The 12,038-nt window shown below is 57.2% G+C and carries 12 protein-coding genes; 1 reads left to right on the plus strand and 11 read right to left on the minus strand.

Annotated elements, in window-relative coordinates:
• Positions 1 to 44: 44 nt before the first annotated feature.
• From flgL to flgB, 11 genes are all read right to left on the minus strand, one after another.
• Positions 45 to 1,274 (minus strand): flagellar hook-associated protein FlgL, encoded by a 1,230-nt coding sequence (gene flgL, locus Q0Y21_RS10475; protein WP_297794756.1) that lies wholly within the window; start codon positions 1,272 to 1,274, stop codon positions 45 to 47.
• Positions 1,275 to 1,289: 15 nt separating this feature from the next.
• Positions 1,290 to 3,320 (minus strand): flagellar hook-associated protein FlgK, encoded by a 2,031-nt coding sequence (gene flgK, locus Q0Y21_RS10480; RefSeq protein ID WP_297794759.1) that lies wholly within the window; start codon positions 3,318 to 3,320, stop codon positions 1,290 to 1,292.
• 5 nt (positions 3,321 to 3,325) lie between these two features.
• The gene (flgJ, locus tag Q0Y21_RS10485; RefSeq protein WP_297794762.1) at positions 3,326 to 4,348 is read right to left on the minus strand and encodes a flagellar assembly peptidoglycan hydrolase FlgJ; all 1,023 of its coding nucleotides are present in this window, start codon (positions 4,346 to 4,348) and stop codon (positions 3,326 to 3,328) included.
• 8 nt (positions 4,349 to 4,356) lie between these two features.
• Entirely contained in the window at positions 4,357 to 5,454 is a 1,098-nt protein-coding gene (locus Q0Y21_RS10490; RefSeq protein WP_297794765.1) for a flagellar basal body P-ring protein FlgI, read from the minus strand.
• Positions 5,451 to 6,152 (minus strand): flagellar basal body L-ring protein FlgH, encoded by a 702-nt coding sequence (gene flgH / locus Q0Y21_RS10495; RefSeq protein ID WP_297794768.1) that lies wholly within the window; start codon positions 6,150 to 6,152, stop codon positions 5,451 to 5,453. Before flgH ends, Q0Y21_RS10490 begins: the two co-directional genes overlap by 4 nt.
• A 43-nt stretch (positions 6,153 to 6,195) precedes the next feature.
• Positions 6,196 to 6,984 carry a flagellar basal-body rod protein FlgG gene (flgG, locus tag Q0Y21_RS10500; RefSeq protein WP_297794771.1) on the minus strand — a complete coding sequence of 263 codons (789 nt, stop codon included), beginning with the start codon at positions 6,982 to 6,984 and terminating at the stop codon, positions 6,196 to 6,198.
• Between the two features lie 84 nt (positions 6,985 to 7,068).
• Positions 7,069 to 7,821, minus strand: a complete 753-nt coding sequence (locus Q0Y21_RS10505) for a flagellar basal body rod protein FlgF (protein WP_297794774.1) — start codon at positions 7,819 to 7,821, stop codon at positions 7,069 to 7,071.
• A gap of 74 nt (positions 7,822 to 7,895) precedes the next feature.
• Positions 7,896 to 9,806, minus strand: coding sequence for a flagellar hook protein FlgE (locus Q0Y21_RS10510; RefSeq protein ID WP_297794776.1), 1,911 nt, complete (start codon positions 9,804 to 9,806; stop codon positions 7,896 to 7,898).
• A gap of 29 nt (positions 9,807 to 9,835) precedes the next feature.
• Entirely contained in the window at positions 9,836 to 10,513 is a 678-nt protein-coding gene (locus Q0Y21_RS10515; RefSeq protein ID WP_297794779.1) for a flagellar hook assembly protein FlgD, read from the minus strand.
• An 18-nt stretch (positions 10,514 to 10,531) separates the two neighbouring features.
• Entirely contained in the window at positions 10,532 to 10,981 is a 450-nt protein-coding gene (flgC, locus tag Q0Y21_RS10520; RefSeq protein ID WP_297794781.1) for a flagellar basal body rod protein FlgC, read from the minus strand.
• 36 nt (positions 10,982 to 11,017) lie between these two features.
• Positions 11,018 to 11,419, minus strand: coding sequence for a flagellar basal body rod protein FlgB (flgB, locus tag Q0Y21_RS10525; protein ID WP_297794784.1), 402 nt, complete (start codon positions 11,417 to 11,419; stop codon positions 11,018 to 11,020).
• 306 nt (positions 11,420 to 11,725) lie between these two features.
• Between flgB and Q0Y21_RS10530 the strand changes: the two genes are divergently transcribed.
• A complete protein-coding gene (locus Q0Y21_RS10530; RefSeq protein WP_297794786.1) occupies positions 11,726 to 12,037 on the plus strand; it encodes a DUF962 domain-containing protein in 312 nt (103 codons plus the stop codon).
• Position 12,038: the final 1 nt, after the last annotated feature.

Genomic DNA, 12,038 nt, shown 5'->3' on the forward strand with positions numbered 1-12,038 from the left:
AAAGCAATAACAAGCGCCGGACTTCCTTGTTCCGGCGGCCTTTTTTATAAACGATCGAACAGCGACAGGCGCGAAACCTGGGCAAATGACTGCTGCGCGGCCTGCAACACAAAGCTCTGGAAGCTCAGGTTACTGATCGCTTCGGCATAATCCACATCCTGCAGTTGTGAACGGATTTCGTTGCTGTAAACCGAGGAGTCTTCCAGGAAAGACTGAGTAGATTCCACCGCATTCATTCGCCCACCCAACTCGGTCTGTTTCTGAATAATGCTTTCCTGGGCAAAGTCCAGATTGGTCAGGGAATTGCCAATCAGGTCATCGTAAGCCTCCTGGCCACCCGGTGCCGACTTGTCGATGTTTTCAAGGCCGTAGATCAGTTTTTCAATGGAGGTAAACATCGACTGCTTCTGGGCTGTTTTCAGGGTGAATTCGTCACCGATGGCAGCATCAAAGATCTCCACCTGAGCACCGGCCACCTCAAAGCTTCCGCCACTGGTATACGCCGGGGGATCCACAACCAGGGGGTCGTCCGTGCGTCGGTTAAAGGCCTGCACCTCCAGGCCGCCGGCACCGTCATCAACCACGGATATCGAAATGTCATCCGGATACACCAGGTCGAATTCAGCACGATCCACCACCATTCCGGAGCTGATCCGCGCCCCGGAGGTATTGGTAGACGACGCCTCGGCAAAGAACGTGGGTTCGGCTGCCTGCACATCCACATAAATACCCTTGCCATGGTCGCTGATCGGAACGGTGACACCGTCATCGATTTCCAGCACGCGCTGACCTTCATCACCACGGTAAACCCAATCCCCGGACACATTCTTTGTGAACGCCTGCTGATTGCCCTGAAAACCGCTGAAGATATACTCACCCGAGGCGTCTTTGGTATTGGCAATCGTGGCCAACTGATCCAACCGCTCCTTCAGCTCCGAAGCAATGGAATTACGGTCATTCTGGCTCAGCGATCCATTACCTGCCTGGACCGTCAGCTCCCTGACCCGCTGAACCACATCAATGGAACTGGCCAGGGCGTTTTCTTCCTGCTTGAGGCGGTTATCCGCAAGCTGGGCATTACGCTGATAGGTATCCACACGGGCAAGCTCCTGATCAAGCTTGAGGATACGGGCCGCCGCCACGGGATCATCGGAAGGCCGATTCACCCGCTTACCAGTGGATATCTGCTCGGACGTTTTGTTCAGACCAACATTAAGGTCCTGGAGGCGGTTGATGCCACCGGAGAAAACCTGCTGTGACGATATTCTGATCATCTCACCTACCCCCTGTTACCGGAAAGTCTGCAACAGTGTCGTAAACAAATCCTGAGCCACACTCATAACCTGGGCCGAGGCGTTATAGGCAGCCTGGTACTGAATGAGCCTACCGGCTTCCTCATCAAGATTGACGCCCGACACCGATTCCCGCTGGTTGGTTGACTGCTCCAGCAGCGTCTGACTGGCATCCTTGTCCAGCTGACTCTGGCGGGTTTTCACACCGACAGCCTCCACCACCCCGGCGTAGCCCTCGGTGAAGCTCTGGGTGCCGTTGTTCATGGTGTTGGCCGTACCCAGCGCCGCCAGGAACTCGGCGTTGCGGTTATCGGATACACCGTTCTGGTTGAAATCAATGGTGAACACGTCACCAACTTCCGGGTTACCGGAAATTTCAAACTGGAAGCCCTGGTACTCCGCACCGTCACTGGGGTCTTCACTGAACAACTTGTTGGAGATCCCGCTCTGGTACGGCTTGTCAGCAATAATGGCATCGCCGTTATTGTCGAAGACGCTGAATACAAGGTTGCCAGCGCCATCGTCAGCAAACTCGACCTCGAGAGGGCCGTTGGTCAGTTCCCCCTCGGTCCGGAAACCCGGTAACAGCGAGTTGGTAAAAGGGTTACGGACATTCAGCATCTTGCCCTGATTGATCTGCGCAGTGCCGCTGTTGCCCAGATCCGATTCGGCACGAACGGGACTGGCGAACGCCAGGTCTTCTTCCCGTTCCACTTCAAGGCCAAAGTTAGCAGCAGCGTGTCGCGTCGGCTGGATCAGATATTTGTCGCCGGCGTTAAAAGTGCCACCTTCGATGCGAATGTTGAATCCGGGCATGGAGATCTCTGAGTTCACCGGGTCCGGCAACCTACCCTGATTCACAATCTTTCCCGTCTCGCTTTCGATCAGCTCGTAACTGCGGCCATCCCCACTGAACTGAAGGGACCAGCTTCCTGATTCCAGCAGCGAGCTATCGGTAATTTCGACCGCCAGTTGCGCATCCTTGGGCGCCAGGTTGTTGGCATTGGCCACCACCCGGCCGCGCTGTGCCGCAATGTTATTAACGTCGGTGAAGAACAGGCCACCCAGCTCACCCTCAAGATCGAGACCGATCTCATGCTGATGGTTCATGGTATCCGCCAGCGCAATAGCAACTCGGCCCAGTTCATCAAAAGCGGGCTTCAGAGCCTCGGCCTCGAATCGGCGCAACCCGCCAAGCTTGCCACCGTTGATCTGCTCATCCACCGCCAGGGTGCGTCCGCCATTGGTCAGGGTAAATTCCAGCGAGGTTGGCTCCGAAGGACTCTCACGGGTACCGAACTGTGCGGCATTGCTGCCAACGACCAGCGCCAGGCCATTATTCAATGCCACATTGACCTGACTTCCCTCGGCCTGGGTCACCTTGATACCCACCAGATTCGACAGTTCCCTGAGTGCCTCGTCACGCTTATCCAGCAATTCATTCGGCATTTTTCCCTGGGCAATCCCCGGGGATTCGGAAATAGCCAGGTTCAGCTCAGCAATACTCTTCAACAGAGTGTTGGCGTCTTTCACCCCCTGCTGCATCTGGGTTTTCACAGACTCGCGCTGTTGAATGAACTCCTGGTTCAGGGCCTGAAAGCGATTGACCACCTGCTGCGCCTCACTCAGAACAAGCTGGCGTTGCGGTAACGAGGCCGGATCTTCCGCGGCGTTCTGCAGGCTGGCAAAAAAGTTGTTCAGCGCACCGCTGAGCCCGGTCGTTTCCCCTCCAAGGAGGTTGTCGAGGCGGGTCAGCTCGGAATTCAGTGTTTGCTGCTCACCGTTCAGCGTGGTGTCTTCACGCACCTGCTGAGTGAGGAACTCATTGGCCAGCCGCCGGATATTGGAGATGCTGACCCCACTGCCAATAGTCCCGGCCCCGGTTTGCTGCCCCGGCTGGGTCTCGAACTGGACTTCCTGCCGACTGTAACCGGGCGTGTTGGCATTGGTAATGTTGTTGCCAGTGGTGTTCAGCGCCGCCTGGTGGCTAAGGACGCCTGTCAGACCAATATTGATCAGTCCTGCCATAACCGTTACTCCTCAGCCTCTGTATTGTCCGGGGAGCCTGCATTACCCATGGACACTGTCATCAGGGAATCGCCGTTCATGATCCGGCGGATCTTGGCACCGTATTGCGGGTCAGTGGCGTAGCCGGCGTCCTGCAGTTTCTGTGCAAACACTTCGGGCTGATCGGCGGACGCCAGAACATCCCGGTACCTGGGGTTGGACTCCAGGAACGACACATAGTCCCGGAAACTGGATTCGTAATCCGGATACGCCCGGAAGGATGCCCGCTCGCTCATTGGCAGGCCTTCCCGGTATTCGGTGGTGGCGATGTCGACCGAATCGCCCTGCCAGCGTTGGTCGGCCTTGATACCAAACAGGTTATAGCTGGGCGAGTCGCCTTCACCTTCGATCATGTGCTTGCCCCAGCCGGTTTCCAGCGCTGCCTGGGCAATCATCACCCGCGGATCAAGTCCGCTCTCGGCAGCCACGCGCCTGGCAACCGGCAGTAGCTCCCGGACAAACTCAACAGGGCTGTTAAAGTTCCGCGGCAACAGTGCAGCCTCGGCTTTGGCCGGAGCACTGGCAGCCACTTCCGGCTCAGCCGCAGCCATCCGCTCCACTTCCTTTACCTGCTCCGGAAGCTTTCCGGACAGAGGCGGAAGGCTGCGATCGTAATCCGCCAGGGTCGCCTTGTGGTCAGAAAGCCTCTGACCTGACTCGCCCATGCCGGGAATCTGGCGACTCAGCTGGCGAACCAGTGCTTCTGCCAGACCTGTACCGCCGCCCTGCCCCGACATTGTCAGGCTGAGCTGGTTATCAAACATGTCGCGGTAGTGCTGGGATTCATTGCTGTTCAGATAATTATCTTCAGAGAACACATCTCCGGCTTTACGCATGGACTTCAGCATTTCACCAAGAAACAGACTCTCGAACTGCCGAGCCACCTCGGCCAGAGCCGCTTTCTTGTCAGTCCTGGCCTGGCTTTTCAGCTCGTTGAGACCGCTGAAATCGGTGTAAATCCGGGCCTGTTGAACGCTGGAATCCTGCATCACGTCACCTAAATCACAATCAGCTCGGCACGCAGTGCACCGGCCTGTTTCAGTGCTTCAAGAACCGCCATCACATCCCCTGGCGCAGCACCCACCTGGTTGACCGCCTGGACAATCTCGTTAAGGGTCACCGCCGGGCCAAACTGGAACATACGGGCCGGGTCCTCGGTGACAGCGATCTGGGATCTGGGCACAACAGCAGTTTCGCCACCCGCAAAGGGATTGGGCTGCTCCACCTCGGGATTCTCTTCAATAGTCACTGTCAGGTTGCCATGGGTGACTGCTGCCGGGCTGACCTTGACGTTCTGGCCCACCACAATGGTCCCCGTGCGGCTGTTGATTACCACCTTCGCGGCATCCTCAGCGGGATCCACTTCGATGTTCTCCAGGATCGACAGGAAGCTGACCCGTTGATCCGCATCCCGCGGCGCCTTCACCGACACCGACGTGGCATCGTGGGCATAAGCCATACCCGGGCCAAGCATGCCATTGATGGCCTCAACCACCCGGCGTGCCGTGGTGAAGTCGGCACGGAGCAGGTTGAACGTGATGGTGTCACCCTTGCTGAACGGGGAAAGCACCTCCCGCTCAATGGTGGCACCGTTGGGAATCCTGCCAACGGACGGAACATTCACGGTAATGCGTGAACCATCCTGCCCCTCAGCACCAAAGCCACCGACCACGAGGCTACCCTGGGCCATGGCGTAGATCTGGTCATCCGCCCCCTTCAATGGTGTCATCAACAGCGTTCCACCCCGGAGACTATCGGCGTTACCGATGGACGAGACCGTGATATCCAGCTCCTGGCCGGGCTTGGCAAAAGGTGGCAGGGTAGCGCTGACCGTCACCGCTGCCACATTGGCCAGTCTCGGGTTGACCCCTTCCGGCAAGGTGATACCAAACTGATTCATCATGTTGCGGAAGGTCTGGTTGGTGAACGGCGCCTTGTCACCGGTACCGTCGAGACCAACCACCAGCCCGTAGCCCACCAATTGGTTGTTACGCACGCCCTTGATTCTGGCGAGATCCTTCAGGCGATCCGCCAGCACCGGCGACGCCACTACCGACAGCGCAAGCACAACAATCCAGAACCGCATCAGCCTCATAACGGCCACCACTCACTGTTAAAGAAACGGGACAACCAGCCCATCTGGTTAGCCTGATCGAAATCACCGGTGCCGCCATAGGCAAAACGGGCATTGGCAATACGGTTGGAGGCAACGGTGTTATCAGGAGCAATATCTTCGGGGCGAACGAGGCCTGTCAGGCGGATGTACTCATCACCGTTGGTCAGGGACAACCATTTCTCACCGCGAATATGCAGCACGCCATTGGGCAGAACTTCGGTCACCGTCACGGTGATACTGCCGGCCAGGCTATTGCTCTGGTCCGCTTCGGCCTGACCCTCAAAGTCCCGTTCCTGATTGATATTGGTCGCCACATTCAGATTGGTCAGCCCCAGGATGCCAGGTTCCGGCAGGGAGATTTCCTGATCCTTGGTAATGCTGGTCTCCGCATTCTTGCTGGCGCGGGTGGACTCCTCGAGGTTCACCGTCAGAACATCGCCCACATTCAGCGCCACGGTATCGCCGTAGAGGTTATGATTACGCCTGCTCTGGAAGATGGCCCCGGATTCGGGATCACGCTGTATCATCGCCTCGGCGCGAACCGGTGCGTAGGCCGGATCATCCGGAACCGCCCTTGGCCGGCTCATGGCCGTGCATCCCTGCAGCACGATCAGCATGCCCACCAGCGCCAGAGTGCTGACCGGGGTTTTGCTACCTGTTATCGCGATGCGTTTCATGTCTTAATCCCCTCAGCTATCCGCTCAAAAAGCGACGACCGGATCAGCCGATGTTGTTCGTAATAAACTGCAGCATCTGGTCGGTGGAGGACACGACCTTGGAATTCATTTCGTAGGCACGCTGGGTAGTAATCATGCTCACCAGTTCCTCGACCACTTCCACGTTGGACGACTCGATCGCACCCTGCTCCAGAGTACCCAGCCCGCCAATGCCGGGTTCACCTTCAGCCGGATCACCACTGGCATTGGTTTCCTTGTAAAGGTTGTTGCCGATCGCCTGCAGACCCTGAGGGTTGATGAAATCCACCAGGGTAATCTCACCCAGGTTGACCGGCGCGGCCTGGTCGTCCACCACAGCGGTAACGGTGCCGTCCTTGCCAATCGTGATATTCGTGGCGTTCTCGGGAACGTTGATGTTCGGTTCCAGCGTATACCCGTCGGGATTGACGATGTCCCCGTCGGAGTTGAGCTGAAACTGGCCATCACGGGTGTAGGCAACCTGCCCGTCCGGCAACAGAACCTGCAGGAAACCACGGCCGTTAACCGCCATATCCAACGGTTGCTCGGTCACTTCCAGGTTGCCCTGGGAAAACTGCTTGGTCGTGCCGACAACACGTACACCGGTACCGAGCTGAAGGCCGGATGGCAGTTCGGAGTTCTCGCTACTCAGGCCGCCAGGCTGTCGATTCACCTGGTACAACAGATCCTGGAACACCGCACGGTCACGCTTGAAGCCGGTGGTGTTGACGTTTGCCAGGTTGTTGGAAATCGTGGACATCTTGGTGTCCATTGCGCTTAACCCGGTTTTACTGACCCAAAGTGCTGGATGCATGGTTCTACTCCTTGCCGGGGGACTTTGTCAGGCGGCCATGTTTTGCCGCTTTCTTGCCCGTCCGACGACTGTTCACAAGGTTTATCAGAGGTTCTGCAACAGGCGTGCCGAAGCCTCGGAATTCTCATTTGCGGTACTCATAACCTTCACCTGCATCTCGTACTGTCGCGACAGCTGCAGGTTGGCGATCATTTCCTCAACGGCATTCACATTGGAGCTTTCAAGAAAACCGGATGCCACGCGCATGTTTCCATCTGGCGGTTCCGGGCCGTCCAGGGCCTGGTCCGGCTTGCGGCGCATATAGCCGTCTTCGCCTTTCTCAAGGGCACCGGGCGGAGGGTTCACCAGCTTCAGGCGGTCCACTTCCACCAACTGATCCGGCGGCCCCCCAACAGGAATGACAGAAATGGTGCCGTCGGCGCCGATCTGCACATTGTCAAAGGGCGGCAAGGCAACCGGGCCACCGTTACCCATGACCATGTCACCGTTGGCGTTACGAACCAGTCCGTTCACATCAATCTGCAAACTGCCGGACCGGGTGAAGACCTCCTCGCCCCGCTGGTTCTGTACCGCCAGCCAGCCATCACCTTCAACAGCAACGTCCAGTTTGCGGCCGGTTTCCATCAGCGCACCGGCGGACAGATCCGTCCCCGGTCGTTCGGTCATGGCAAAGGCGCGTGTCGGGTGATGCTCACCAAACACCGGCATACTGCGGGCCTGGGCGAAGTCTTTCTTGAATGCGGTGGTGCTGACATTCGCCAGGTTATTGGCATGGGCACGCTGGGCCAGCATGTTCTGCTTGGCGCCAGACATTCCGATGTATAGGGCTTTATCCATGGGAAAACTCCTGCCGGAATTTTGACTGTTACCAGTCTTCCTGCAGGAGTTGTGCCAGAATTGAGTTTTGCGGATTACCTCAGGTTGATGATGGTCTGGGTGACCGCATCAGAGGTTTCAATGGTTTTCGCGTTTGCCTGGTAATTGCGCTGGGCAATGATCAGGTTCACCAATTCGGCAGACAGGTCCACGTTGGAATCCTCCACCGAACTGGCCTTGATCGATCCCAGGGTTCCGGTATCCGGGGCACCGATAATCGGCTGACCGGACTCGAAGGTCTCCACCCAGGTTGTCTCCCCTACCGGCGACAGCCCGTCGGTGTTGTTGAATGCGGCCAGAGCCACCTGCCCCAATGCCTGGGACTGGCCATTGGTGTAACGGGCAAACAACACACCCTGGTCGGATACATCCAGACCCGACAAACGGCCCGTGGTGTAACCGTTCTGATTCTGGTCATTCACGCCAAAAGCACTGCCGTATTGGGTGGTTTCGCTCAGATCCACCACGAACGCAGAACTTGTCGGTGGCTCGGGAATGGGCGTAACTACTTCCTCCCCGGGAGCGGGAGGACCATCCGCGCCATTGGGCAGACCAGCAGCGTCTTTCGGCACCCAATCATCAACCACAACCTCGCCGTTGGGGTCGCCATTGATCGATTGCAGCTCGCCATCCTGGTTGAACCGGGCAGTGAACGGTGTTTCGTCAGTCCCGGCAACCATTTCACCGTCAATCTGCAGGTAAATGGACCATTCACTCTGGCCCACGCCATCGCCCGGCGAGGGCTCCTTCACGAAGAACTGTGTCAGCTCGTGGGAGTTGCCCAGGCTGTCATAGATCGTGGTGGATGTGGCGTGATTGTAGGTGCGCTGATCCAGCGGATTGAACTCATTGGTAATCCGGGTTTCGCCCGCAGCATACGCCGCTTCAAGCGCACCGGTTCCGGACGAATCCGTCAGTACCCCTGTCACCTCGCGCTCCGTGGTGACGAAAAGATTACCACGCTCGGGAGCAGTAAAGGACTGACTTCCAGCAGCGCCGGTCGTGTAGGCCATATCGACGGTGAAACCGCGACTGTCGGTAATCGAAATATCATCACCGGTGTCCGAAACCTGCGCCTGCAGAGTGTTCAGCTCAGAGTCATTGATGGCAGCAGCCAGGGAATCCAGATCGGAAATGCCATCGCTGCTGCGAAAGGTCACGTTGTCACTGCCGTTCAGGGATATGGTCAGCTCGAAGTCCGGATCGGACAAGTCACTGGCCAGCTGAGCCATATCAAATTGCCCGGACAGATCAAACTGAGTCCTGGCGGAGGCGTTGACGCCTTTCTGCGAACCCAGAAGTTCGGCGACCTCATTGGCGGGCTGATCCGTACCAACGGTGATCAGCTGCGACGTTGTGCCATCGGAATATTCGAGCTGGAAAGCGTCACCGTCCAGGTCCGCGGCGTTCAGGTTCTCTCCCAGATCACGTATCCGGTTTTCCAGCACGCTCTCTCTGGAATCCAGATTGAGATCAGTGCTCAGGTTGGTGGTCCGTCTCGGCGCCAGGTTATCTGTCTCAACCTGCAGGTCGCCACGGATGCCGGACAGATTGCCATCTTCATCGGCGGTGAAGCCCTGCACCCGCATGTTCTGGTTATTGGTGACGAACCCGTCTTTGTCGATACCGAACTGGCCGGCACGGGAATAACGGATTTCCCCGCCGTTGTTCAGGACAAAGAAGCCATCACCGTTGATCGCCATGTCCAGGCCGTTATCGGTGAAGCTGATGTTGCCCTGACCAAAAGACTGCTTGACGTCCTGAACCCGCACACCATCACCCACCGGGTTGTTGCCGGAACTCAGGAAACCGCTGGCATAAAGGTCGCCAAATTGCGCACTGCTGCTTTTGAAACCGACGGTACTGGCATTGGCAATATTATTACCGGTGACGTCCAGATCAACAGACGCTGCCCTCAAACCGCTAAGCCCTGTGTTAAAAGCCATAATTCACCTCGTGGTTCCGCACCGGTCGTTCAGTTGATTTGTTCGACGTCCGACAGAGCGATAGAGCCCATGCCCGACAGATTCAGTGTGACCTTGCCGCCCTGACCCAGGGAGACGCTGTCCACATTTGCACTCACCATGGTCGCCAGTTGCTCTGTGCCACCGGGGTATGAACCCTCAGCAACAATGCGGTATGGGCCGGGTGGCAAGGCATTGCCGTTGCCGTCCGTGCCGTCCCACTGGAACGAGGCAATACCCGCCTGGCTGGCGCCGAGATCGATCTGGCGAACCCGTTCGCCGTTCTGACTCTCAATGGACACCCGCAGACCGCCGGTGGAAGCCGGCACCTGAATTGTGCCGGTGATCTCGCCTTCGTTACCCAGGATGCCGATCTGCGATGGCGCCAGAACGGTCCGACCTACCATGGCCGACGCCTGCAGCGCCTGAGTGGAGCGGAACTGGCTGCCCAGATCATCCACACTGCGGGCCACGCCCTGCATTTCCTCCAGAGAGCTGAACTGGGCAAGCTGGGAAATGAACTCGCCATTGTCCTGGGGCTCAAGGGGGTTCTGATTTTTCAGCTGGGCAATCATCAGCTCCATGAACTCGTTCTTGCCGAGCTCATTATTACCCGCACCCGCTTTATCCTTCTGGTGACGGAAACCCCCAAGTACATCCGAGACTTCTGTCGGGTTAATCGCGCTCATCGGTCAATCCTCGCCCGGTTACTGCTGCCCAAGTGTAAGAATGCGCTGCATCATCGATTTGGCCGTGTTCATAATGTCCACGTTCATCTGGAAACTGCGGGAGGACGACATCATGTCGGCCATTTCCTCAACCACATTCACGTTGGGATAAAACACGTAGCCGTCCTCGTTGGCAGCAGGATGGTTCGGCTCGTAGCGCATTTGCAGCTCCGCATCGCTCTCGACAATGCCATCCACACGAACGCCCGCTCCGGGGCCGTCTTCACTACTGAACGCCATCCCCTGCTGGTCAGGGTTCAGCATGGACTGCTGGATGGTCGCAAACACCGGCTTACGGGCCCGATAGGTCGTCTCGGTACTGGAGCTGGCCGTTTCCGCATTGGCGATGTTGGACGCAGTGGTATTCAACCGCAGTGACTGTGCAGTCATGCCGGAACCGGCAATATCAAAAATGTTACCCAGGGACATAATGCTGCTCCTCTAAAAGCTGTTAGCTGCGCCCGGTTACTGACCGGAGAGGGCTTTCTTCAGCCCTGAGAATTTACCGTCCAGGAACTGGAAACTCGCCTGATAGTCCATAGCGTTTCTCATGAACCGGCTCTGTTCCTGCTGAGTTTCCACGGTGTTGCCATCCACGGAAGGCTGATGCGGCATACGGTAGAGCAACTCGTTGTCCTGGCCACCGGGCGTGGTATCCATATGGGCATCGTGGGTCCGCTCCATGTTGAAGCCGCTGCCACTCTGCTGCTGCGCCCTCTCCAACATCGCGCGGAAATCCACGTCCCGGGCCTTGAAGCCGGGGGTATCCGCATTTGCGAGGTTGTTCGCCAACACTTCACCGCGCTTTACCCTGGCCTCCAGGGCGTGCTGGTGAATACCCAGTGCTTTATCAAAGGAAATTGCCATACTGCCTCCCGAACCTTGTGCCCGGCTCTGCATTGGTTTGCCGGTTCACCTCTTTGCAGTGGACAAAGCAACGTCAATGCCAGTTTTCCGGAGGCTGCGGATTCAGTGGGCTGGAGAGTAATGAGTGGAATTTTTTTCCGGGGCTGACGAGCCCGACGAAAGCGGAAGCGGCAATCGCTTTCCCCTACCGGCTAGCGGAAGGCTGTTCAGATAGGCCCCATCAGAATTGTGGGGTTTCTGTATAACTGTTAACCTTTAGTCTTACATCCGCCTATTAAAAAATTATAAAGAGTCGGTAGCAGAATCATGAGTGAACAAAGCGCTTTTCAGAACTTTTCGGAATTCTATCCGTACTACCTGGAAGAACACAGTGATATCACTTGCCGGAGGCTCCATTTCGTAGGCAGTCTCCTGGTCATCGTCGTTGCGCTTTATGCCATTTTAACCGCCAAACTGGCTTGGCTCCTGCTGGTGCCCGTTATCGGTTACGGCTTTGCCTGGGTTGGCCATTTCTTCTTTGAGAAGAACCGCCCGGCCACGTTCAAGTACCCATTGTACAGTCTGATGGGTGACTGGGTGATGTTTCGCGACATCCTCATCGGCCGGATCCGATTCTGAT

The organism is uncultured Marinobacter sp. (assembly GCF_947259545.1).
Classification (GTDB): Bacteria; Pseudomonadota; Gammaproteobacteria; order Pseudomonadales; family Oleiphilaceae; genus Marinobacter.

What these genes read in the sequence shown, in the direction of transcription:
- flgH (WP_297794768.1), bottom strand. Translation starts at nt 6,152, where the DNA reads ATGAAACGCATCGCGATAACAGGTAGCAAAACCCCGGTCAGCACTCTG.
- Q0Y21_RS10510 (WP_297794776.1), bottom strand. Translation starts at nt 9,806, where the DNA reads ATGGCTTTTAACACAGGGCTTAGCGGTTTGAGGGCAGCGTCTGTTGAT.
- flgC (WP_297794781.1), bottom strand. Translation starts at nt 10,981, where the DNA reads ATGTCCCTGGGTAACATTTTTGATATTGCCGGTTCCGGCATGACTGCA.
- Q0Y21_RS10490 (WP_297794765.1), bottom strand. Translation starts at nt 5,454, where the DNA reads ATGAGGCTGATGCGGTTCTGGATTGTTGTGCTTGCGCTGTCGGTAGTG.
- flgL (WP_297794756.1), bottom strand. Translation starts at nt 1,274, where the DNA reads ATGATCAGAATATCGTCACAGCAGGTTTTCTCCGGTGGCATCAACCGC.
- flgG (WP_297794771.1), bottom strand. Translation starts at nt 6,984, where the DNA reads ATGCATCCAGCACTTTGGGTCAGTAAAACCGGGTTAAGCGCAATGGAC.
- flgB (WP_297794784.1), bottom strand. Translation starts at nt 11,419, where the DNA reads ATGGCAATTTCCTTTGATAAAGCACTGGGTATTCACCAGCACGCCCTG.
- Q0Y21_RS10515 (WP_297794779.1), bottom strand. Translation starts at nt 10,513, where the DNA reads ATGAGCGCGATTAACCCGACAGAAGTCTCGGATGTACTTGGGGGTTTC.
- Q0Y21_RS10530 (WP_297794786.1), top strand. Translation starts at nt 11,726, where the DNA reads ATGAGTGAACAAAGCGCTTTTCAGAACTTTTCGGAATTCTATCCGTAC.
- flgJ (WP_297794762.1), bottom strand. Translation starts at nt 4,348, where the DNA reads ATGCAGGATTCCAGCGTTCAACAGGCCCGGATTTACACCGATTTCAGC.
- Q0Y21_RS10505 (WP_297794774.1), bottom strand. Translation starts at nt 7,821, where the DNA reads ATGGATAAAGCCCTATACATCGGAATGTCTGGCGCCAAGCAGAACATG.
- flgK (WP_297794759.1), bottom strand. Translation starts at nt 3,320, where the DNA reads ATGGCAGGACTGATCAATATTGGTCTGACAGGCGTCCTTAGCCACCAG.